Annotated in this window: 24 protein-coding genes; 14 read left to right on the top strand and 10 right to left on the bottom strand. The window is 57.2% G+C overall.

Annotated elements, in window-relative coordinates:
- Nucleotides 1–2: 2 nt before the first annotated feature.
- Together Q0796_RS09670 and Q0796_RS09665 are read right to left on the bottom strand one after the other, a co-directional pair.
- Nucleotides 3–890, bottom strand: coding sequence for an NAD(P)-dependent oxidoreductase (locus Q0796_RS09670; protein WP_298442344.1), 888 nt, complete (start codon nt 888–890; stop codon nt 3–5).
- A gap of 38 nt (nt 891–928) precedes the next feature.
- Entirely contained in the window at nt 929–1,366 is a 438-nt protein-coding gene (locus Q0796_RS09665) for a DMT family transporter (RefSeq protein WP_298442342.1), read from the bottom strand.
- A 119-nt stretch (nt 1,367–1,485) separates the two neighbouring features.
- Here Q0796_RS09665 and Q0796_RS09660 point away from each other — a divergent pair, with 119 nt between their 5' ends.
- On the top strand, nt 1,486–2,424 hold the full coding sequence (locus Q0796_RS09660; RefSeq protein WP_298442341.1) for a LysR substrate-binding domain-containing protein: 939 nt from the start codon (nt 1,486–1,488) through the stop codon (nt 2,422–2,424).
- A 55-nt stretch (nt 2,425–2,479) separates the two neighbouring features.
- Here Q0796_RS09660 and Q0796_RS09655 read toward each other — a convergent pair whose 3' ends face one another.
- Nucleotides 2,480–2,665 (bottom strand): hypothetical protein, encoded by a 186-nt coding sequence (locus Q0796_RS09655; protein ID WP_298442339.1) that lies wholly within the window; start codon nt 2,663–2,665, stop codon nt 2,480–2,482.
- Nucleotides 2,666–2,753: 88 nt separating this feature from the next.
- Here Q0796_RS09655 and Q0796_RS09650 point away from each other — a divergent pair, with 88 nt between their 5' ends.
- On the top strand, nt 2,754–3,017 hold the full coding sequence (locus Q0796_RS09650) for a hypothetical protein (protein WP_298442337.1): 264 nt from the start codon (nt 2,754–2,756) through the stop codon (nt 3,015–3,017).
- 540 nt (nt 3,018–3,557) lie between these two features.
- Entirely contained in the window at nt 3,558–3,944 is a 387-nt protein-coding gene (locus Q0796_RS09645) for a DUF6632 domain-containing protein (protein ID WP_298442335.1), read from the top strand.
- Nucleotides 3,945–4,098: 154 nt separating this feature from the next.
- On the opposite strand, the gene Q0796_RS09640 is transcribed toward Q0796_RS09645, so the two are convergent.
- On the bottom strand, nt 4,099–6,129 hold the full coding sequence (locus Q0796_RS09640) for a TonB-dependent copper receptor (RefSeq protein ID WP_298442333.1): 2,031 nt from the start codon (nt 6,127–6,129) through the stop codon (nt 4,099–4,101).
- A gap of 259 nt (nt 6,130–6,388) precedes the next feature.
- Between Q0796_RS09640 and Q0796_RS09635 the strand changes: the two genes are divergently transcribed.
- Both Q0796_RS09635 and Q0796_RS09630 read left to right on the top strand, forming a co-directional pair.
- A complete protein-coding gene (locus Q0796_RS09635) occupies nt 6,389–7,552 on the top strand; it encodes an ATP-binding protein (RefSeq protein ID WP_298442331.1) in 1,164 nt (387 codons plus the stop codon).
- Nucleotides 7,549–8,070: a response regulator gene (locus Q0796_RS09630; RefSeq protein WP_298442330.1), complete on the top strand. Its 522-nt coding sequence runs from the start codon at nt 7,549–7,551 to the stop codon at nt 8,068–8,070. Before Q0796_RS09635 ends, Q0796_RS09630 begins: the two co-directional genes overlap by 4 nt.
- A 183-nt stretch (nt 8,071–8,253) precedes the next feature.
- Here the strand turns inward: Q0796_RS09630 and Q0796_RS09625 are convergent, their stop codons facing one another.
- The 4 genes from Q0796_RS09625 to hutW all read right to left on the bottom strand — a co-directional run bounded on the left by Q0796_RS09625 (nt 8,254) and on the right by hutW (nt 12,542).
- Nucleotides 8,254–10,005: an ABC transporter transmembrane domain-containing protein gene (locus Q0796_RS09625; RefSeq protein ID WP_298442328.1), complete on the bottom strand. Its 1,752-nt coding sequence runs from the start codon at nt 10,003–10,005 to the stop codon at nt 8,254–8,256.
- A gap of 100 nt (nt 10,006–10,105) precedes the next feature.
- Nucleotides 10,106–10,645 carry a pyridoxamine 5'-phosphate oxidase family protein gene (locus tag Q0796_RS09620; RefSeq protein WP_298442326.1) on the bottom strand — a complete coding sequence of 180 codons (540 nt, stop codon included), beginning with the start codon at nt 10,643–10,645 and terminating at the stop codon, nt 10,106–10,108.
- Between the two features lie 26 nt (nt 10,646–10,671).
- On the bottom strand, nt 10,672–11,184 hold the full coding sequence (gene hutX / locus Q0796_RS09615; RefSeq protein WP_298442324.1) for a heme utilization cystosolic carrier protein HutX: 513 nt from the start codon (nt 11,182–11,184) through the stop codon (nt 10,672–10,674).
- Entirely contained in the window at nt 11,181–12,542 is a 1,362-nt protein-coding gene (gene hutW / locus Q0796_RS09610) for a heme anaerobic degradation radical SAM methyltransferase ChuW/HutW (RefSeq protein WP_298442322.1), read from the bottom strand. The genes hutX and hutW overlap by 4 nt, the downstream gene beginning before the upstream one ends.
- A 202-nt stretch (nt 12,543–12,744) precedes the next feature.
- Here hutW and Q0796_RS09605 point away from each other — a divergent pair, with 202 nt between their 5' ends.
- From Q0796_RS09605 to Q0796_RS09570, 8 genes are all read left to right on the top strand, one after another.
- Complete coding sequence (locus Q0796_RS09605; protein ID WP_298442320.1) at nt 12,745–13,404, top strand: energy transducer TonB; 660 nt, start codon at nt 12,745–12,747, stop codon at nt 13,402–13,404.
- A gap of 14 nt (nt 13,405–13,418) precedes the next feature.
- Nucleotides 13,419–14,060: a MotA/TolQ/ExbB proton channel family protein gene (locus tag Q0796_RS09600; RefSeq protein WP_298442318.1), complete on the top strand. Its 642-nt coding sequence runs from the start codon at nt 13,419–13,421 to the stop codon at nt 14,058–14,060.
- The gene (locus Q0796_RS09595) at nt 14,057–14,470 is read left to right on the top strand and encodes a biopolymer transporter ExbD (RefSeq protein ID WP_298442317.1); all 414 of its coding nucleotides are present in this window, start codon (nt 14,057–14,059) and stop codon (nt 14,468–14,470) included. Before Q0796_RS09600 ends, Q0796_RS09595 begins: the two co-directional genes overlap by 4 nt.
- A 2-nt stretch (nt 14,471–14,472) precedes the next feature.
- Nucleotides 14,473–15,327 carry an ABC transporter substrate-binding protein gene (locus Q0796_RS09590; protein WP_298442315.1) on the top strand — a complete coding sequence of 285 codons (855 nt, stop codon included), beginning with the start codon at nt 14,473–14,475 and terminating at the stop codon, nt 15,325–15,327.
- On the top strand, nt 15,327–16,349 hold the full coding sequence (locus tag Q0796_RS09585) for an iron ABC transporter permease (protein WP_298442314.1): 1,023 nt from the start codon (nt 15,327–15,329) through the stop codon (nt 16,347–16,349). The genes Q0796_RS09590 and Q0796_RS09585 overlap by 1 nt, the downstream gene beginning before the upstream one ends.
- Nucleotides 16,349–17,116, top strand: coding sequence for a heme ABC transporter ATP-binding protein (locus Q0796_RS09580; protein WP_298442313.1), 768 nt, complete (start codon nt 16,349–16,351; stop codon nt 17,114–17,116). Before Q0796_RS09585 ends, Q0796_RS09580 begins: the two co-directional genes overlap by 1 nt.
- 213 nt (nt 17,117–17,329) lie before the next feature.
- Nucleotides 17,330–19,501: a TonB-dependent hemoglobin/transferrin/lactoferrin family receptor gene (locus tag Q0796_RS09575; RefSeq protein ID WP_298442311.1), complete on the top strand. Its 2,172-nt coding sequence runs from the start codon at nt 17,330–17,332 to the stop codon at nt 19,499–19,501.
- A gap of 233 nt (nt 19,502–19,734) precedes the next feature.
- Complete coding sequence (locus Q0796_RS09570; protein WP_298442310.1) at nt 19,735–20,547, top strand: NAD(P)-binding domain-containing protein; 813 nt, start codon at nt 19,735–19,737, stop codon at nt 20,545–20,547.
- 94 nt (nt 20,548–20,641) lie between these two features.
- On the opposite strand, the gene Q0796_RS09565 is transcribed toward Q0796_RS09570, so the two are convergent.
- Complete coding sequence (locus Q0796_RS09565) at nt 20,642–20,878, bottom strand: YgjV family protein (protein WP_298442309.1); 237 nt, start codon at nt 20,876–20,878, stop codon at nt 20,642–20,644.
- A gap of 94 nt (nt 20,879–20,972) precedes the next feature.
- Between Q0796_RS09565 and Q0796_RS09560 the strand changes: the two genes are divergently transcribed.
- Entirely contained in the window at nt 20,973–21,743 is a 771-nt protein-coding gene (locus Q0796_RS09560) for an NRDE family protein (RefSeq protein ID WP_298442307.1), read from the top strand.
- Between the two features lie 322 nt (nt 21,744–22,065).
- Here Q0796_RS09560 and Q0796_RS09555 read toward each other — a convergent pair whose 3' ends face one another.
- Nucleotides 22,066–22,524: a YbjN domain-containing protein gene (locus Q0796_RS09555; protein ID WP_298442305.1), complete on the bottom strand. Its 459-nt coding sequence runs from the start codon at nt 22,522–22,524 to the stop codon at nt 22,066–22,068.
- Between the last annotated feature and the right edge of the window lie 45 nt (nt 22,525–22,569).

Genomic DNA, 22,569 nt, shown 5'->3' with positions numbered 1-22,569 from the left:
ATTCAGTGCCGCTCGCACCGGCGCACCGGCAGCACTTCGGCGATGTGCTCGTCTAACAGATCCAGTACCCCTTGGTAGCCATAACGCGGCCGCCAGCCCAGCCGTTGTTGCGCCAGCGACGAGTCATAAACCCGATCAATGCGCCGCGGCAGCAACCAGCCACGCCTCGCAAACTCCGCCGCCAGTTGCGGCTCCAGCTCAGTGATCAGTTGATCCGCCCCCTCAAACAGCTGCTGACAATGGCGCTGACGAAACGGCGTTGGCGCCGAGATAATAAAGCAGTTAAAACCAGATAAGCGCTGATTCAGCGCACAACAATGAGCCGAGGCCACATCGCGGGCATCGATGCCGCGGTGTAACCGATACACCGCCATCTTATCCGCCGCTTCGGGAAAGCAGCGGCCGATCCGCAGCACCGTCACCGGCAGCCCTTGCGCCACAGCGAATTGTTGCAAACGCTGCTCGGCGGCAACTTTACTGCGGTGGTAGATGGTTTTCGGTTGCGGCAACGTCGCTTCGTTAATCCAACCCGCGCGCCCGGTGGGGGTGGATGCCTCGCCATAAAGCGCGGTGGTACTGGTATAGATGATGTGGGCCACCTGATGCTTGGCGGCCAGCTGCAGCAACTGCTCGGTGGCTTGCACATTGATGTCGGTAAATTCATCGTCGCTGCAATGCCCCAACTGCGGCGCGTGCAAGGCGGCGCAGTGGATCAATACCTCCACCCCAATTAGCGCCTTATCCAGCAACGCCCGATCGCGCAGATCGCCAACCACATCGGTGGTGGAGCAGGGGCTACGATCAAACCCCACCACCTCATGCTGCGCCATCAGTTGCACATAGATATGACGGCCAATGCGCCCGGCCGAGCCGGTAATAAGCACTTTCATGCGCTGCTCCTGTCCTTAATACGCGACCAACTCTGGCCTTATTTGATCACCAAGTAGGCGCCCAGCAACAACACGCCGATCCCCACTAATCGAGTCAGATCCAACGCTTTGGGCACAGCCCCAAAGGCCCCAAGGGAATCGATCACCACCCCAGCCACGAGCTGGCCGATGATGATCAGCGCAATGGCCGCCACCGCGCCCAATTTGGGCATAGTGTGGCTGATGGTCAAATACAGCACCAAGCCCAACGCGCCGCAACCAAGCATGTACCACGGCAACTCCCGCCATTGGCTCATGCCTTCGCCGCCGCGGCCAAACAGCAACAACAGCGACGCCACCAAGCCACCGGCGTGGACGATCACGCTGCTGGCGGCGCCCCCCACGCGCTGCGACATCGCCGCCGCAATCGGCGCTTGTGTCCCCACCGCAATGCCACCAATCAGGCCAATAGCAACGGTAATCATCAGATCCAACATAAGAACTCCACTTAAGATCAGGCAATCGATGCGGCGCAGCATAACCCAGCGGTAAAAGTCGCAATAATGATACATAATCCGCATAACAATCCCTGTCAGGAATAGTTATTTAACCGCTTATGTCGTTTGAGAAATTAGCCCGGATCGATCTCAATCTGCTGGTGTGTTTGCATGTGCTGCTGGAGTGCAACAACGTCACCAAAGCCGCCGAGCGGCTGCATTTAAGCCAATCCGCCGTCAGTAAAAATTTGGCGCGATTACGGCAACTGTTTGATGATCCGCTGTTCACCCGCGCCGGCTATGGCATGGCCCCCACCGCCAAAGCCAGACGGTTGCAGCCGCTGCTGGCCGAGCTCTTGTTTGGGATAGACAACCTCACCCGCGCCGATCACTTCGATCCCAGCCGAAGCCGCGCCAGCTTTCGCATCGCCGCCGTGGAAAGCCTGTATGCGTTACTGTTTCCCAAATTTATTGGCACGCTGTTTAGCCAAGCCCCGGGGATCACCCTTGAGGGCAGCAATTGGGGCGCCGATACGTTTGAGCGGTTGCAACAAGGGCAGTTGGATTTTGCCATTACCGGCACCGATCGCGACCCCGGTGACGGCGTGCCAACCCTCGCCAAACCAGACGACATCGATGCCCTCGAGCTGTTTCAAGATCCGCTGTGTTGTGTGGTTAGCAGCAACCACCCGCTGTTACGCGCCAACTGGGATCGCCACGGCTACCTGTCGCAGCGCCACATCGCCATCAAGTCTTACCAACAGGAGCGCTGGCTGCTGGATTCCACCCTAGCAGCGCAAGGCACACCGCGGGACGTGGCGCTGTATGTGCCGGATCTGTACAGCGCCGCCGAGCTGTGCAGCCACACCCACATGATCGCCACCCTGCCCCAGCGCTACGCCCACTACATGGCCAGCCTGCATCCGCTGACCATACTGCCGCTGCCACTGTCGTTATCGCCACTGAGTTACACCCTGTTTTGGCATAAACATCGCGGGAACGATCCCGCCCACCGCTGGCTAAGAGCCCTGATCCAGCGCCAATGCCAACACGCTTAACGCACGGCGTCGATCCCCGCCAGTCAGCAAGCTGAGTCGATTGGCGTCATGCCGCTCACTTAAGAGCGAGTGGCATGACGCCCATTAGCTCGGCTTGGGTGGCATCGCCCTGCCTGAAAGTCACCACCACAATCAAGCGAGTGCGCGCGATATTGTTGAAAAAAGCTACTGCAACCGCCTTGGTGACGACGACCGGATCACAAATTGAAGCCACCATCGAACAAATGACAACTGTTATCATTTACAGCCTTTTCAGAGTGAGTAACGATGGGCTGCACCACAAACGACTCAAACGGATCTTGAGCCCATCACCAATAAGGATCGACACCATGAACAGTTCAGTCATTATTCTGCTCGCCAGCATCACCCTGCTGCTGTTAAGCCGCCCCAAAGCCAATGGTGATCACGGCCTACTGCCGTCCTATTGGCGTACCCCTGCGGTCATGTTGATGGCGATCGCCAGCACTCTGTTCTATCTGCAACTGGACGCCTTGGCGGAACAGCTGCTGTGGCTAATGGCCAACTTGATCGCCCTGCCGCTGTTGTTAATGCAACTGGTGGTGCCGCTGCCAATGGTGCCCTCTTCCCGCTAACGGCGGCGTTAATGCCAGTGCCTGCCCATTGCGGCGGATAATCTGCGTCGAAGCCAGTGGCCAATATGCTGCGTGCAGCACTTACGCTATGCCACTGGCTGCCTTTGCCCGACACCGCTATCAGTTACCAGCTATCAGCTATGCCTACAGTAACTCGCAACACGGGCGCCAAGCCTCGCTGTGAGTACTAAGCGCTTAATTAGAAAAATAAAATGGGTGGTTAAATCGATTTATTTAATCACCGTAAAAAGCCGTGGGTTATTTTCCCCTCTAATAAACCTGCACTCTGATTATTCCCCGTTATAATTAATCCTCTGCGTAAAGGGGAATGATTCTGGCTGGGATCTGTTATTCGCACTCACATAACAAACCCTTAAATAACAACCGTTAATCAACATCTTACCCAGCAACACAGCAACTGTTGTCACCCTTTATGGCTACCAGCGTCAGCGTAAAAAACCCCCTGCCACTTCATCGGCACCTTTGCGCTTATAAACCGCCCGATCCTGTAAAACTGAACTGATCTCAATAGGAAAAGTGATGAACCCGAAAGGAAACATTAAGCTGCTTAAAATTGCACTCTATGCCATTGGGATCATGTTCATTGTCGCCGTGCCCGCCATGATGATGGTGATTTGGCCTTCAGGCTGGAGCTGGACCCCAGCTCAGCCGGAATATGAACAGATGATCATGGGGATCTACATCACATTAGGGGTGTTTCTTATTCGGGCTGGCAAAGATCCACTGGCCCACGCCAGCCTGATTTGGTTCACCGTTTGGTCGAGCATTGTTCATGGCGGCATCATGCTGGTGCAAGCCATTATCGATGAAACCGAGCATGCCAATATGCTTGGCGACATTCCCGCCCTATTTTTGGTGGCCTTGGTGCTGTGGTACCTCATGCCAACCGCTGACACATCGACATAAAGGCCGCGCGGTGCATCACCGCAGCAACGGATAACCGTCGCCCGACTCCTTTGCCCTAACATCACCAGCGCCACCACGCCACCAATGACCTTCAAGAAAAAACGCCGCGTTAGCGACGTTTTAGTGTGATGCACGGTCGCGCTGATGTGCCGAGTTAGAACTCGTAACCGAGCTTGATCCAGCCACTGCGGCCGGGTTCGTTCACCTGCCGAGTGCGCTGGTTAATCGGCAACGCATCATTACCAGCGCCGCTTTTGGCGATGTGTTCTGCGTATTGCTTATCCAGCACGTTATCAATGCCGAAGCTCAGCCGAAATTGATCCGACGGTTGCCAAGCGCCGTTGAACGACACCACCCCAAAGCCGGCAGTTTCCCCAAGATCCTGGCCCACAATATTGCCCTGCCCTTCCGCTACGCGATCTTGCTGCGCCACCAATCGCCACAGAGCACCAAACGACCAGTTCTGCCGTTGGTAATTCAGCGCCAAGCGGCCTTCCAGCGGCGATACCTGCCCCAAGGCCACATCATCGCTGTCGTTGTCGCCGTGGCTGTAGGCCACGGTGGCAAGTGCATTCCAATTATCAGCAAAGTCGTACTTGGCAGAGGCTTCGCCACCAAACAAAGTAGCGTCGATGTTGCGCGCCGCCGGAGCAGCATTCACATCAATCAGAATATAATCCTGCAGATCGGCGTAGAACAATGAGGTGGTTAACTCAACCGCGCCAGAATAGATCCAGCCAATATCCAACTGATTGGTTTGTTCGGTCTCTAGGGTCAGTGTTTTGCCCGCGCGCATCACTTCCCAGTAATCGGCAATCCGCTCGGAATGGCCCAACCCAGCGTAGTATTGATGCTGGCCAATATCGTACTGATAGCGCACAAAACCGCTGAACAGATCATCGCTGTTGTCGGTGGCTTTAGCGCCGCTCGCCCACGAACCCAGCAACGTGGTTTGCCAGTTATCGTAACGCACGCCACTGAACAGTGTGCCAGTGCCGAGGCGGTGTTCAGCCTCCACAAACAGCCCGACATTTTGTTGGTTAAACACCTTATTGAAGGCCGCAGCGTGCAGTTGCGTTAAGGTTTTACCGCCGCGCATCTCTTGGGTGGAATCAATAAAATCAACGCCCACGGTCGCTTGCCAATTCCGGTCGAACTCCAGCTCTGCCCACAGGTGCGCGCCGTAGGTGGTGCGGCGCGGGTTCATCCCCATCGCGTCATCGCCGCCCTTATCGAAATTATCCATAATGTGGTCGTTTTCGTTCCAGTAGCCTTGGAACTCCAATTGCTTCAGCAGCGGCTGATCCAGCGCGGTTTTCGCCAGCAACGACCCGTTTTCATTATCAATAACCCGAGCCTTATTGGTTCGATCGGCGTATTCGGCGCTGCCGCTGGATTGCCCGTAACTCAACTCGACCACCTGATCGTCGCTAGGGGCCCAACCAAAGGCAGCGCTTAAATTGTCCCGATCGTAACGGGATTGGATCGGCTTGCCGTCGCCATCCTTATAGTGATCGCTTTCTGATCCGTTCAGATCCAAGCTGCTGTAGTACTGGCCGTCGCCCACCTTAATTTCGGTCACGTAATCCAGTCGATCAAAACTGCCTAAGGTTAACGCCGCTCGCCCTTCTGATCCGGCTTGATCCATGCCGTAATGATCCCGCTCAAACAGCACCGTTCCGGCACTGCCTACTGGGCCGTATTTCACCGTTTGCGGCCCCTTAATCACCGTTACCTGTTCGTAGGTATCGGGGGCGATGTAGTTGGTGGGGGGATCCATACGGCCACCGCAGGTGCCACCAATCTGCTGGCCATCGTTCAGCACGCTGATGCGCGAACCGGCCATGCCGCGCAAACTGATGTCGCCACCGGCACCGCCTTTGCGGGTAACGTTAAAGCCGGGGATGGTTTTCAAAAAACCAGAGCCATCAAAGGTGGGGATCGGCTGCCGTGGCAGCTTGGGGTTGGCAACCGTGGTTAACGCTTGTTGCATGGTGTCTGCCACAATCACAATCACTTCGTCGCAGCTGTGCTTATCACAGCGTTGCGGCGCATCGGCGGCGGCCTTTACCGTGGCCTCGTCGCCGCCCAACATGGCCTTATCTTGTATCATCGCCAGCGCGGTGGGGGCCCACAAAGCCCACTGCACAGCCACGGCGACGCTGATCATTTTTGCCTTCATCATTTGGCGCTACATCCCTATCAACTCAACCAATTCGGTGCATTAATACGGATCTTGGCCATGACCCAAAGCAAAACCTAAACAACTGCGACAATTGGTCGCACCCCAGCCATTGTAAGTGCCATTGCTTGCTTTAAAATGAGCGTTCTTTCACCCGCTGGCCTTGATTTTGAACCTTTCTTTTCACCATTTAAACCAGTCACTTATCGCGGCCAGCAGCTGCCATAAACTACTCGTTTTTCGTTCAATTTGGCTGCCCTTGGTGGCCATAATTCTGGCGCTTTTGCCTTGGTGGCAAGGCAGCAACAGCATCGACCAAGCCCGCGCGCTTATCGTGGCCAGCGGCACGGTGCTGCACCTGATCAGCATGATGTTGCTGTGGCGCCAAACCCAATTGGGGCGCACCACCCAACTGCTGCAAATCATGCTCGATCTGGTGCTTTACACCGCTCTGTTGGCCTATTCCGGTGGCGCCACCAACGCCTTTGTTTCGGTGTTGTTGCTGCCAGTGGTGTTTGCTGGGGTAAGCCTGCCGCTGCTGCACCTGTTTGTGGTTACCTTGTCTGCCATCGGCGCGTACAGCCTGCTGGTGTACAACATGCCCAAAATGATGGTGATGCATGAAATGGACATGACCGAACACTACCTTGGCATGTGGGTCAGTTTTCTGTTGTCGGCCGTGGTGGTGAGCTTAGTGGTTGGCACCATGGCTAAGATGATCGTCCGTCGCGAACGGCGCTTAGCCCAAAGCCGCGAAATGCAGTTACAGCAAGAACAGCTGCTGGCGCTGGGCACCGCATCGGCTCAAGTTACCCATAACCTCGCCACGCCGCTCGCCACCATCCAACTGCTGTACGAAGAACTGGCCGAGCAATACCCAAACAGCCCCGCCATCAACGAATTAGCACAGCCAATCGCCCAGTGTGGCGATCACCTTAATTACTTTCGCCAGTTGGCCAATGATGTGCGCCACAACCAGCAGCGCTGGGTTCACGCCAGCGAACTGCAGCAGCAACTGGCCGCCATCATCACTCTGCAATACCCCGAACAGCAGCAACAGTGGCCATCATCCGTACCAACAGGGCAGTTGAAAACCGATGCGATGCTGCTGCCTGCACTGCTGAACTTGGCGCAAAATGCGGTTAACGCCAATCAGCAGCAACAGCAAAACAGCTTGATGATGCAGTGGCATCTGGCGAAGGATGAGATCAGCTTATCGATTGCCGATCAGGGCAGCGGCATCGATCCACAGCGTTTACAGGCGCTCGGCCAAGGCTTAGTAGACAACCCCCACGGGTTTGGCATGGCCGTGATGCTAAGCAACGCCAGCATTGAACGGCTGGGCGGCAAGCTGCAGCTGGGCAACAACCACGCCGCCCGTGGCGCTATCGCCACCGTAACCCTGCCCTATCGAGCACGGCCATGAAGCTGTTAATTATTGAAGATGATGTTGTTTTTGCGGGTACGCTGGCACGGCGTTTAAGCCAGCACGGCTACGACTGCATTCAGGTGCATCAGGTTTGCGATGCGCTGGTGCAAGCGCGGCAAACCCAGCCCAGCCACATCCTGCTGGATCTGAACCTGGCCGGTTACAGCGGCCTAGAACTGATCCAACCGCTGCGCTGCGCCCTGCCCAAAGTGCGGCTGGTGCTGTTAACCGGCTTTGCCAGCATCAGCAGCGCGGTAGAAGCGATGCGCCGCGGCGCCGACGACTACCTCGCCAAGCCCGCCGACACCAAATCGTTGTTAAAAGCACTGAACGGCGATGCCCCACAGGTTGAGGATCTAACCGAGATCGTGATGTCGCCAGAACGGCTCGAGTGGGAGCACCTGCATCAAACCCTCAGCGCCAACAACGGCAACGTCTCTGCCACCGCCCGCCAGCTGGGCATGCACCGCCGCACCCTGCAGCGCAAACTGCAAAAACGGCCGAGTGGGGGGTAACGGACAGCAGCGCGATGGCATGGCGCACGTACCAAGCTGATGTGCATAACCCTTGTGCCAATCCGCTGCCGCTGCGCCCACCCCTTGTTCGATTACGCCTGCGGCTAATCAAACCTACGAACTCATCGAATCTACGCACTTATCAAACCTGCGCACTCATCGAACCTCGGCACTCTGCCAACATCACCCCACCAATTGCAGTTGCGCTAATTCGGCGTACAGGGCGCTTTGTTGCAGCAGCTGTTGGTGGGTGCCGATGGCTTCAATGCGGCCTTGATTCAGCACGACGATGCGATCGGCGTCCATCACGGTGGCGAGGCGGTGGGCGATGATTAAGCTGGTTTTGCCTGCCATTAACCGGCCAAGCCCCTGCTGCACCAGTTGTTCGCTGCGCGCGTCTAGGGCACTGGTGGCTTCGTCTAACAGCAACAAAGGCCGCTGCGCCAACATGGCTCGGGCAATGGCGATGCGCTGTTTTTGGCCGCCGGATAAGCGCACGCCGCGCTCGCCCAGTTCGGTGTGGTAGCCGTTGCTCAATTGTTCGATGAACTCACTGGCGTTGGCGGCAGCGGCGGCGGCATACACCTCGTCGTCGCTGGCCTCTAGGCGGCCATAACGGATGTTGTCTAGCACGCTGCTGGCAAAAATCACCGGCTGCTGTGGCACCAAGGCAAACTGCTGTCGCAGCGGATGAGGATCCACCGTGGCCAGATCGATCCCATCCAGTAAAATCTGCCCCCGCTGCGGCCGATAGAACTGCTGCAACAGTTGCAGCAAGGTGGATTTGCCCGCGCCGCTGGGGCCAACAATGGCGGTGCGCTGCCCCGCTTGCAGCTGCAAATTTAATCCCGCCAAGGCGTGCTGCTGTGGATCGCTGGGGTAAGCAAAGTACAGATCCCGCAGGATCAGTTGCCCCTGCAGCGGTTGCGGCAATGGCGTGGCTGGCACTGGTGCGACAATGTCTACCGGGCTATTCAACAGTTCCAGTAAGCGGCTGCCGGCGCCGCTGGCACGCTGTACTTCCCCCAACACTTCACTGATGGTGGCGACGGCACCAGCGGTAACCAGGGCGTAAAACAAAAAGGCGGAGATCTCACCGGCGCTCATGGCGCCATTAAGCACTTTATGCGCCCCTAACCACGCCACGATGGTGATCGCTCCAATGCTTAGGGTCATTACGCTGGCCACCAGCCACGCGCGGTAATAGATCCGTTTCGAGGCCGCGCTCAGCACCGCCTCAACCCGCTGCTCAAACCCGCGCTGGGCTTCGCTTTCGTGGCCATAGGATTGCACCGTGTGGATGGCGTGCAGGCTTTCATCCACATGCACGCTGATCTGCGCCACCGCATCTTGGCTGCGGCGAGCAAAACGGCGCACCTTTTTGCCCAACAACTTAATCGGCACCAACACCGCTGGCACCGCTAACAGTACGTAGAGGGTAAGCTCGACACTGGCCAGCAGCATCATCACCAAGCCGCCAATAATGGTGACGCTGGAACGCAGCGCCATCGACAGGCTCATCCCCACCGCGTGTTGCAGTACCGTGGTGTCGCTGGTGAAACGCGAGATCACCTCGCCAGTGCGAGTGTTTTGGTAAAACTGAGGCGACAGTGTCAGCAGGTGAGCGTAAACACTTTGGCGAATGTCGGCGCTTAGCCGCTCCCCCAACCACGTCATCAGGTAGAAGCGAAAAAACGCCGCCACGCCGCTGATCCCACTTAGCCCTAAGATCCCCAGCATCACCGCATCAATGGTGTCGCTGCCACTGCCGTTGCTGCTGCCAAAGCCTTGATCCACCAGATACTTCACTCCCTGCCCCAGCGCCAACCAACTGAGCGAACCAAGCAGCAAGGCGATGGCGGCCAACAACGCTTGGCGCCAATGAGGGCGCAACAACGCCAAGATCCAAACAGGAACGGAGGTGGTGTGGGACATAACAGATCTCAAGATAAACAGGGGGGGGAAGAGAGGTGGTGCAATGCCAAGGGCGCCTAAGGGAGGGTCGGCGCCCTAGCGTAACCAACAGTGGCGAGGGTTACGCGGGTTGCGCGTGGCCGTGGCCTTTGCCTTCGCCGGTTTTCCAGTTGATTTGGCTCATGTCTGCGCCGCCAATCTCAAACGCTTGGCCAAAGCCTTTCACGTATAAGCCTTTGCTTGGCACCAACCGATACATGTTGAAATCCCCCAGCGCCGACAGGTTTTCCGCCATCTCGCCAAAGCGCGCCACTAACGCCGCCCGACCGGCCACAAAATCGTCGCTATCGCGGCTTAAGTGCTCTGCGGTCACGTCAAAGGTTAAGCGCTTGCGAGCGAACACCGATTTGGCTTCCGCTTCATCTTGCAGCAGCATCACCGAGACACTTTTACACTGTTTTAGGTTTTTGCCGTGCTTGGCCAAATCGCTGATCTGAATATAAAAGCCCGCTTCATCTACCGCATAAGGGGCGTAGCTTACGCTCGGCAACCCAGCGTCATCGATGCTGGCCAGCAGCAGGGTTTGGCGGCTGTGTTTAAACGCCTCAATCTCTGGCAGCAGGCGCCCGCTTAAGCGTTCATTTTTTTGTGCTTGGTCCATCAATAACCTCGTCCGGTTGGCGCTTATCAGGCGGCTTGGCTGCTGTGTTCGGCTTTTAGCTCGGTAAAGCGAGCCACTTGTTCTGGGATCAACACCCGTTTGCGATCGCGCCCTAAGTAGATTTTAAAGACGATGGCGCCGTTGCCATCGAACATCTGAATGCTGTGGCTTTCTGATCCCATAAATGGCTTGCTCACCAAGGCGATGTCGGTCACCACGTCCAGTTTTAGGTGGCCATGCAAACCGTCGCCTTTGGTGATCAGGTTGTAGTAACCGTGGCCATATTTGCCGCGAGGAAACGCCCCTTTAAATTCAAAGATGCAACCGGCCACCGAGATAATGGTGGTGGTGTTGCCCCACTGCGGCAGCTCTGCAAGTAACGGATCCAGTTGATCCCGTGGCAGCAGCGCCACCATCGGCGCAGGCAGGTTGGCGACCACATCAAATTCGCTGCAGTTCAGTTCGGCGGCGATCTGGGCGGGCATCAAACCGGGGTTGCCGTCCAGTTGCTCGGCGATCTGAGTCGATAATGGGTTCATGCGCTTTTCTCCATGGCGCCCTGTGGCGCGTGTTGCTTGGTGGTATCTAAAAATTTCAGTAAGCCGTTGCACAGGTTGACCTGCCAAAAACGGCCCGCCAATGTGAAATCCACTCGACGATCGGTCACGGTAGCCAGCCCTCGTTGCTGCCATACGGCAAACAGCGGCTTAGCTTGCTTAAACAGGGTGTCGCCAATGGCACGGCTGGCAATGCCGCCTTCATCGCACAACCCAACCAGTTTGGCTTTCAGGCCATTTTCGGTTTTGGGCAGCACCATCGCGCTCGGCCATTGCTGGGCGTCGAGCAGCTGTTGGTATTGGTCGATGTCCCGTGGCTGCATGGTGGCAAAGCCGCCAAAGTTGCCACCTGCTCCGGCGCCAATCGGCAGGATCTCAGCCCCAAATTTCACCATTGAGTTGTACAGGCTGCGTTCGCGGTGATCCCGCGCCCAGTGGCTGCAACTGATCTGGCGAAAACGCTCTTGCGCCATGTGCTGATCGCCAAGGCGATACAGCTCGGATTTAAAGGTGGTGCTGGCCGGTGGCGGTGCCTTGCCCTGTTCACAGTGGGTCAGCATGGGCGTGCCTTGCAAGTCGATCAGTTGATACAGATCGACCCCGTGGACGCCCGATTCAATCACATCGGCCAGATCTTGGCGCCAGATCGATTCGCTCTGGTAAGGCAAGCCAAACAGCAGATCAATCACGATCGGCGCTTCGTCGGCGGCGCTTAACTGCTGCAAACGATTGATGATGTAATCACGGTCGTCTAAGCGTTTGGCCGCTTTACGCACCTCGGTATTGAAGCTTTGCACCCCAAACGAGAACCGATTGATGCCGCCATCCAACGCCCCAACAAATTTGTCGTCGCTGAAGCGGTTTAAGCGCCCTTCTAGGGTGAATTCACAGTCGTTACTTAAGGGGAAATGATCCCGCACCGCTTGGCCTAAGATCCGCAGTTGCTCGGCGCTCAGATCCGTTGGCGTGCCGCCGCCAATGTACACCGCTTGAAACGGCGCACTGCGGGCGTATTCGGTGTTGGCTTTGCGCTTCAGTTCAATCAGCAACAGCTCAAAGTAGTGATCCACCAGCTTCTTGCTAGAGGCGTACTGAAAAAAGCTGCAGAAGGTGCAACGCACGCGGCAAAAAGGGATGTGAATGTACAGCGCCCGGCGCTTACCGGCGCGGCCAGGTTGCCCTAATAGCTCGGTCAGTTTGTGCTGGGCTGCGTCGGCCGTCAGCGGCGGCATGCTCATGCCACCGGCGTGGGCGCTGCGCTTTTGCTCAAAGGCGAATTTGAGCGGATCCGGCGAGTCCTTGCCGGTAATGGTGTCGTCCTGCAAAGCCAAATTTGGCATCGTCACTCCGAACAACGGCGGCGTTTGCTGCTGCTATCAACTTGATATACCAAGCAACAAGCTAAAACGGCGCTCTAGGGTGGTCAGTGGGGCGCAATGTAAAACACTTTTAGATTTAGATCAAATACGAATTATTTGTATTTGCATTTGATCTCCATTTGCGACTATGCTGCCGCCATCATTGCTTGCAACTGCCATTACCGTGACCCCAAAACGCTACCTTGCCGCTGCCCTTACCACCGTCCTGATCCAAGGGTGTGTGGTGGCCTCATTCGATACCCCAACGCCTGCCGCCGTGGCCAGCGGTCAGGTAAGTAATAGCGTTACCGTGGCGATCACCACCGCCCGGTTGGCCACCGAGCCCAAGCCTAAGCCAACGCCTCAGCAAGAACCCAAGCCGGAACCCAAGCCGCAGCCGAAACCTCAGCCAAAACCAACACCGAAGCCAGTGCCGAAGCCCATCGTCAAACCTGAGCCGAAACCTGAGCCCGAACCGGCACCACAGCCAGAACCCAAGCCGCAACCGGTAGCCGAGCCCGTCGCAACCCCAAGCGCCAGTAAACAAGGCGCCAAGTTGCAACCTGAACAGCTGGATAAGCCGGTATTCCGCCAGCCACCAACGCCACCGAAATACCCGCGTTTGGCGCGCAAACGCAACCAGCAAGGCACCACCCAAATCGAGGTGTGGCTGGATGAATTAGGCGCCCAAACCAAACTGGTGATGCTCAGCAGCAGTGGCTTTAACAGCCTCGACCGCGCCGCGCTTGCCGCCGTACAGCAGTGGCAATTTATGCCGCTAACCCGCAATGGCATCGGCCACCCATCTCGGGTGCAGATCCCAGTGCGTTTCGCCCTTAACTGAACCACGAGCACCCCATGGCGTTTATTCAACACTCCATCGCACAGCTTGGCCCTATGGCCTGGCCGCTGTTTATCTGTCTGAGTCTTAGCTTAATTATTTTGCTTGAACGCACCGTGCTGGTGCTGTTCACCAGCGGGCGCCGCGCCCCATGGCTGAAGCGCTTAGAGTGCCGCCAGCCGCTGCAGATTGACGTGCTGCAGCAGCAATTGGCCAGCCATTCCAGCTTGCTGTGCCAAGGGGCCGCCATGTTGCTCAGCCACGCTCAGCAAGAGAAAAGCCTGCGCGAAGAGATCGCCCAAGTGTGGCTGCAAAAGCAGCGCCGCCGCCTAAGCAGTGGCCTGCGTTTGTTGATGGTGATTGGCATCATCAGTCCGATGTTGGGGCTGCTGGGCACGGTGTTGGGCTTAATCGACATGTTTGCCGCCATCGGCAGCGTCGATGGCCCAGTCAGCCCCGCACTGCTGGCCAGCGGCCTTGGCCAAGCGATGTACACCACCGCCGCAGGGCTGTGCATCGCCCTGCCTGCCATTGGCGGGGCCCATCTGCTGAATCTGTGGGCCGAGCGCCAACTGGCGAAGATGGAACACGTACTGAATCACCTCAATCTGTGGTTGGCCGGGATCGCGCCGCGCAGCCAACAGGAGATGCAGGCGTGATCCGCAGTCAACCGCCGTCCTCGGGCCTCAGCGAGCAGATCGATCTGACCTCGCTGATCGACATCATCTTTATCGTGTTGGTGTTTCTGCTGTTAACCGCCAACACCCAGCTGATGGCGTTGCCGGTTGACGTGCCGCAGCAGCAAGAAACCAGCCTAGTGAACTTGAACGACGGTCACGCACTGGCGGTAAACGTACTGCCGCAAGCGCCTTACTACGCCCTCAACCAACAACCCTTTGGCGATTTTGACCAGTTCAAAGCCGCCTTTATCGCCGCCCATAAAGCCCACCCAGAACGCACCGTGGTGGTGGCTGCCGACAGCCAAGCGCCGGTGCAACCGTTAATGAAATTACTGGCACTGCTGCAAGCGCAGCGGATCGACCAAACCCAAATCGTGATGGAGGAATGATCATGAATTCAATAACCAAACTGGCCAGCAGCGCCGTTTTACTCGCCCTCACCAGTCTGCCAACCGTCGCCGCAGAACGCGTGGTCAGTGTCGGCTATGGCTTAACCGAACTGGTGTTGGCCTTGGGCGCCGAAACCAAATTGGTGGGCATCGACATGGGCAGTAAAACCGCGATCAGTCGCGACAACATCGCCGAGCTGGGTTACCACCGCGCCCTGTCGGCTGAAGGCTTGCTGACCACCAAACCGGATCTGGTGATGGGCAGTGAAGAGATGGGCCCAGAAACCAGCTTAAATGTGCTGCGCGATGCGGGCATTAACGTGCAGGTACTGCCAAGCGCCGACACCCCAGAGCAGCTGTTGAATAACGTTGGCGTGGTGGCGGATCTGCTGGATCGCAACGACGCAGCCGAACCACTGCGACAGCAACTGCGGGGCCAGCTGGATCACATCGTGGCATTGCGCGAGTCACTGCAGCGCCAACCCACGGTGCTGTTTATGTTGCTGCGTGGCGATCGTGGCCCGCGCTTAGGCGGCGATGGCACCCCTGCGGATCGGTTAATTAAGCTGGCGGGTGGCATCAATGGCGCCGGTTTTAGCGGCTACAAAACCATTAACCAAGAAACCCTGTTGAAGATGAACCCCGATCTGATTTTGGTTACCAAACCAAGCGAAGATGGCGACAAGGTAGACAGCGCCAACTTGCTGTTAAAAGAGTTGCCGCTGCTGAAATTCACCGCCGCCGGGCAACAGCAACAGATCCACAAATTGCCTGCCAGCGCGCTGATGGGCGGTTTAGGCCCAAGCGCATTAACCGAAGTTGAAGCACTGGCACAGCGCTTGGTGGAGATCCACTAATGCCCGCAAACGCCCGCTTATTATGGCTGCCATTGCTGGCAAGCCTGTTGTTGATAAGCCTGCTGTCGATCGTAACCGGCCCGTTGGCGATCGAGCCACTGGCTGGACTGAAAGGGGTACTGGCCTGGGCCGCGCAAAGCCAAAGCCCCGATCTGCTGCCCCACGAACAGCTGGTGATCAGCAATGTGCGCCTGCCGCGCACTTTGCTGGCCATCGCCATTGGCGCCTTAATGGCGCAGTGTGGCGCGGTCATGCAGGGGTTGTTTCGTAACCCCTTAGCCGATCCCGGCATCATCGGCGTCTCCTCCGGTGCGGCGTTGGGCGCGGCCATATTCATTGTGTTGTTCCCTAACGCCGGTGAATTCGCGGTGCCTTTTGCTGCCTTCGCCGGTGGCTTAGTCACCACCTTAGCCATCTACCGTTTGGCCCACAGCCGCAACGGCACTTCCGTCACCATGCTACTGCTGGCGGGGGTCGCTATCTCGGCGCTGACCGGCTCCGGCATCGGCTTTTTAACCTACATCGCCGATGAAACCGCGCTGCGGGATCTGACCCTGTGGCAGATGGGATCCTTATCCGCCGCCCGTTGGCACTCCATCGCCCTGTGCTTTGTCGCCTTGGTGATTTTGGCGTGGCAGTTTCAGCGCCAAGCGGCGGCGTTAAATGCGCTGTTGCTGGGGGAAGCCGAAGCCCGTCACCTTGGCATTGAAGTGGAAAAACTGAAGATCAAACTGATCATGCTGACCGCCTTTGGGGTTGGCATTGCCGTGGCCGCCGCCGGCATGATCGGCTTTGTTGGGCTGGTGGTGCCGCACTTGGTGCGGATGATGATTGGCCCCGATCACCGCACGTTATTGCCACTCAGTGCCGCCTTGGGCGCAGCCATCTTATTGCTGGCGGATCTGGGGGCACGCACTTGGATGGCCCCGGCAGAGATGCCGGTGGGCTTAGTCACCGCCATCTTGGGCGCGCCGTTCTTCTTGGCGCTGTTATTGAATCAACGCAACCGCTTGGGGGGATGATGAGCTTACTCAGCGTTTCTGATCTGCACGTAAACATTGGCCATAAACCCCTGCTGTCGGGGCTGGATTTACAGATTGAAGCCGGCAAGGTCACGGCGTTGCTTGGCCCCAATGGCGCTGGCAAAAGTACCCTGCTCAAAGCGATCAGTGCCGATGTGGCCTGCAGCGCGGGCCACATCAGCATGCACGGCAAGCCGATGCAGCAATGGCCGCGCATTGAACTGGCGCGCGAGCTGGGGGTGCTGCCCCAGCACAACAGCCTTAGCTTCCCGTTTACCGTGCAAGAGGTGGTCGAGATGGGGCTGTTTCCGTTGCAGGCCAGCCAAGCGCAATCCGCTAAGTACGTGGCCGATGCCATTGAGCAGGTGGACGTGGGTCACTTGCTGACACGGCGTTACCCCACTCTTTCTGGCGGTGAAAAACAGCGGGTGCAGCTGGCGCGGGTGTTAACCCAACTGGCCCAAGCCAAGCAACCGCTGCTGTTGCTGGACGAGCCCACCTCGGCGCTGGATCTGGCCCAGCAACATCGGGTGTTGGCCTTGGCGCAGCAGTTGGCACACCAACGCCATTACACCGTGATTGCGGTGCTGCACGATCTCAACCAGGCGGCACGCTACGCCGATAAGTTAGTGGTGTTAAGCCAAGGCCAGATCGTGGCCCAAGGCAGCGCCAGCAGCGTGTTAACCGAACACACCATCGAACAAGTGTGGCACTACCAACCCACCCTAGTAACCGATCCCAACCACGGCACCCCCGTAGTGCTGTAACCCCACTGGCGTTCGCCAGTTGCCCGGTACCCAACCCCATAGTGGTGGCCAATTGGCTGCCACTTGGGCGTGGCCTGCAAGGCTCACCTTCTATTTAAATCGTTGATTTTTTTGCTCAATAAAAATATTTGCAAAGTAACTTGATCTAAATGCGAATCGTTTTTATTATCAGCCGCAATTGTTTAGCCGTTGTTGTCATTTAAAGGAATTATCATGCCTATCACCCCGAAGCCGTTGGCCATTGCCATTGTTGCTGCACTCGCCAGCGGTGCCGCTGCTGCCGAGCAAACCAAAGCCACTTTGTTTGATGATGTGGTGGTTTCTGCTAGCCGCACCAGCGAGCAAACCACCGATAACGTCGCCGCCGCCATGGCCGTCGTCGACGCCGAACAGATCGCCGAGCAGCAGGTAAGCAACATCAGCCGCTTAGTGCGTTACGAGCCGGGCGTAAGCGTTACCGGCAGCAGCCGTGGTGGTTTGCAGGATTTCAACATTCGTGGCATTCAAGGCAACCGCGTTAAGATCATGGTGGATGGGGTTAGCCAAGCCAATGGCTACGACTCGGGCCACTGGCTGATGGAATCCAGCCGCAACTTTGTGGATGTGGAAACCCTGAAACAGGTTGAGATCACCAAGTCGCCGTCGTCGTCGCTGTATGGCAGTGATTCCATCGGCGGCACCGTGGCGTACACCACCAAGGATCCGGCCGACTTCCTTGGCCAAGGCGATGGGTTTGGTGGCCAATTTAAAGTGGGCTACCTTAGCGAAGACAACAGCTTTGCGGAAACTCTGGTGGTCGCCAACCGCAGCGGCAATGTCGAAAGCATGCTGCAGTACGTGCGCCGTGACGGCGACGAACTGGAGAACCAAGGCAGCGTGGGCGGGGAAGGCAGCAGCCGCACCAAAGCCAACCCGCTGGACAACGAATCCAATTCGCTGCTGGGCAAAGTTAAGATCACCTTGGGTGAGCATCAGCTGGGTTTCACCGGCGAGCACTACAGCAGCACCGGCACAGGCGCGTTCTTAAGCCAACAAGGCACAACCTACCAGAACATCCACAACGAAGATGACATCAGCCGTTACCGCATCACCCTCAACCACGATTGGGATGCCAACACCGTCTTGTTTGATACTTTGGCGTGGCAGTTGGGCTACCAAGATACCCAATCGGAACAAGCCACCGACAACCTCTACACCAGCCCATTTGGCGGCGCTCCTTACGATCGCCAGCTGCGCCGCGATTACGGTGAAACCAACACGCAGTTCAAGCTCGATTTCAGCAAAACCCTGCAAAGCGGCAACGTAACCCACACCTTCAGCTACGGTGGCGATGTTGAGATCACCGAAATGGAAGATCTGAAAACCAACCGCCACGACCGCGATCTGGATGGCCGCTTTGAAGAGGTGAGCTACGAGCGTTACTCACCCACCTCGGAATCCACCGTGTTTGGCTTCTACTTACAGGATCAGATCCAGTGGCAGCAGCTGACCGTGACCGCCGGTTTGCGCTACGACGACACCAACGTTGAAGCCACCATCGACGACAAGTACAACGGCGACTTCGACAGCTTTGACGATCACAACAGCGACGCCGTTACTGGCCGCATCAGCGCCTTGTACCAGTTCAACGATAACTGGAGCGCGTTTGCTCAGTACGCCCAAGGCTTCCGTGCGCCGGATCTGAAAGAGCTGTACTACAGCTTTGAAAACCGCATGGTTGGCTACGCGTGGATGCCAAACCCCGATCTGGAAGCGGAAGAGAGCGATTCTTACGAATTAGGTTTGCGCTTTAATGGTGACCAAGGCGCAGCGGAATTGGTGCTGTTTAACAACGAATACGACAAATTTATTGTGGATGTTGGCCTGCCATCCACAGAGTTCCCTTACGGCGTAACCCAATACCAGAACATCGATAAAGCCAGCATCAAAGGGGTCGAATTTAAAGGCCAGTGGTGGCTGGATTCAGTACTGGAAGGGCTGAGCGTCAACATGGCCGTGGCCTACGCCGAAGGCGATAACGACACCGACAACCAACCACTGAACACCGTCAGCCCACTGAATGGCGTGGTTGGCTTGGATTACCTTAACGTCGACGGCACCTACGGTGGCGCCCTTACCGTGGTCGCGGCCGCAGGCAAAGACAAAAGCGACATCGCCACCGCCAGCGCCGAACCGTTCGCCAGCGCGGGCTACGCCGTGGTGGATTTAACCGCCTTCTACAACGTCACCGAACAGCTGAAGATCAGCGGCGGGCTCTTTAACATCACCGATAAGAAGTACTGGGTGTGGAACGACGTGATTGGCCGCGAAGCGGGCAGCAGCGATCTGGATCGCTACACCCAACCTGGCCGTAACTTAGGTCTGTCGGTGAGCTACAGCTTCTAACCCCAGCCATCGCGGCAGGCTAAGCCCTGCCGCACGGCACGGTCTGCTGCATCATCCACTGCAAGTTCGACCAGTTAAGCGGGGCCTCGGCCCCCTTTTTTGTCGGTGTGGCACCGTGCGACGGCCTCGCTTGGGCCTTCACCGCACTCACACACTGAAGGCGCGACCTCCGCTGACCCCAAGCGGCAACCGCGCACGTAATCATCACACCGCCTTGTTAAAGAAGAACACCTATGACCACCATCTCTATCATCGGCTGCGGCTGGCTGGGACTGCCACTGGGGCAACAACTGGTGCGCGCCGGTTACGCCGTTCACGGCACCACCACCACCGCCGCCAAGGTGAAACTGTTGCAAGCGGCGGGCATGCAACCGCATCTGCTCAACGTAACCGCCAGCAACGCCACCGCCTTGCAGCCAGCCCTGCAAGCCGACATCGCCATTGTGACGCTGCCGCCAAGCAGCGGCGACGACCAACCTCAGTTTTACCTGCGCCAACTGCAAAACGTGGCTGAGGCCATCGCCCTTTCGCCGGTGTCTAAAGTGCTGTTTACCAGCGCCACCGCGGTTTACCCCCAAGCCAATCAGGCCGTAGTGGAAGCCGATGCGGTACGCATTGAATCGCCGTTCAGCGATACCCCCTGGCTTGATATTGAACAGGCGTTTAGCGCCGATCCGCGCTTTGTCAGTACCATTGTGCGCTTTGCTGGATTGATTGGCGGCGATTACCAACCCGGACGCTACTTTTCCGGCAAGCCTCTGTCCGGTGCCGACGATCCGGTTAACATGATCCACCGCGATGACTGCATCGGCGTGATCCGCGCCATCATTGAGCACAAAGCGTGGGGCGACACTTTTAACGCCTGTGCCGATCAACACCCGTCTCGCCGCGCCCTGTATGGCGCCTCTTGCGCGATGGCGCAGCTGCCGCCACCGCTGTTCAACACCCAGCCCAAGCCCTACCGCTTGATCAACTGCGACAAGCTAAAACAGCGTTTGGGCTACCGCTTTATTCATCCCGATCCGGTTGCTGCCCTTGGGATCTAAGCGATTTTGCTGCCGCTTGCCGCTGCCGTGCTGTTTAAGCGAACGGCATGGCCATGCGCGCTAACGGCCCCCGCGGCAGCGCCACGCTGTAGGATCAGTGCTGTTCCGATTCGCCGCGGTAGATCTGGAACAAAAAGTAGATGTTAATGCAGACAATAAAGCCATTCACCAACGCCACCGGCCAAGCACCAATCGCGCTGCCGTAAGCAACAAACAGCAAGCAGCCCAATAGATTCCACCAGCGCAGTTTTTTTATGTCGGACATCATCAGTGAGATGGCCACTAAGACCGAGGCGGCATAGCCCACCCATTCCCAATATTCTGCAGACATGGCTGACTCCTCTTACAATCCAACGCCATCATAGCGGTTGCCATAACAGCTTCAGTTTGGTTCGATAACAGCATATTCGCTAACAAGGATTGCTATGTGTATTTGCGCCTGGGATTGGCAACCACAGCAACAAACGCCCTTGGTTTTGATCGCCAACCGCGATGAGTTTTATCAACGCCCAAGCCAAGAACCGCACTTTTGGCCGCAGCAACCACGGCTGTTTGCCGGCAAAGATTTACAGGCTGGGGGCAGCTGGATGGGCGCCAGCCTAGGGGGCAAGCTGGCGCTGGTGACGAACTTTCGTGCCTTTCCGCCTAAGGATGCCCCACGCAGCCGTGGCGATCTGATCCGCGATTACTTAAGCAGCGACATCAACGCCGTGGATTTTGTTGCTGGCTTACACGGCCAAGATTACCAAGGTTATAACCTGCTGCTGTTGGATGGCGGCGGCTTGCACTATCACTCCAATCGCAGCGACTCAACCCAGCCTAAGATCCAAACTCTCAGCCCTGGGCAATATGGTCTGTGTAACCACCTGCTGGATACCCCGTGGCCTAAGCTCGCGCGGTTAAAACAGGGCTTTGCCCAATTGCGGCCCCACGGCAGCGATCCACAACTGTTGGCACTGCTGCACGATCGCGCCCAAGCGGATCCGGAGCAGCTGCCCAACACCGGCTTAGCCCAACCGATGGAACAGCTGTTGTCGTCGGTGTTTATTCAGTCGGAACAGTACGGCACCCGCAACTCAACGGTGCTGCGGTTGTCCCATCAAGGCGCGTTATCGTGGTACGAACAGGGGCACAACGCCAACGGCAGCGGCGCCATCCGCCAGCATCAACTGCAACTGGATTGGCACGGCCAATAACCCGGCCGATGCTGAGGTTAGTTCGGCAACGTTGGGGCTATCTCAGTGAGCTTGGGTTGAGTTTTGGCTAAATGGGCTTGGCTTGGCTTGGCGAGAAAGAATTGCGTTTCCTGAACTGAAACTGGGCTGCCAGTGAGCTGGGCAGCGTATGAAGCAGGGCCCAAAACGCCGCTGTTACTCGGGGCACAAGCGGTGCCCTCGTATACCTAGGTTACAGGGTTACAGGGTTACAGGGTTACAGGGTTACAGGGTTACAGGGTTACAGGGTTACAGGATTGCTAAGTTCGCTCTGCGGCAAGGGATTCGACAAACCACTGGCGCCTTAATAGCCGATCTGTTCTGAGAAATGGTGCATCGAGGCAAACCACCATTCAATGGTGTCTTTGAAGTTATCGCGGCTCACCCCCCAGTTCAGGTTAACCGCCATCTCGATGGTGGGATCCCCAAGCTCATCAAAAAACGCCTTGCCGTAACGGCTGCGGCTGTTCCAATCGTTCAGCTCGATAATATCAACGCCGTTGTTCTGCCATGCGGCGTTGAAGATCAGATCGCGGCAATCGCGGCCCTGCTCGCACCCATAGAAACTGACGGTGTAGATGGCGCCGTTGTATTGCCCCACAATCAGTGGATCCCCTTGCGCATCCCGTTCCACCACCGCATCGCCGTGGGCTTGCATCAGCACCATCAGATTATCGGGATCGCTGGCATCCACTAGGGTATCGGCCAAGGCGGGACTGCTGCACAGCAGTAGCGGGATCACAACACGCTGCCATTGGGTCATCACCGCAGCTCCTACAAGGTTAACCATACTCTTAACCCTATACCC

It is taken from the genome of uncultured Ferrimonas sp. (assembly GCF_947489035.1).
GTDB lineage: Bacteria > Pseudomonadota > Gammaproteobacteria > Enterobacterales > Shewanellaceae > Ferrimonas.
This window is presented reverse-complemented; position numbering and strand designations above follow the sequence as displayed.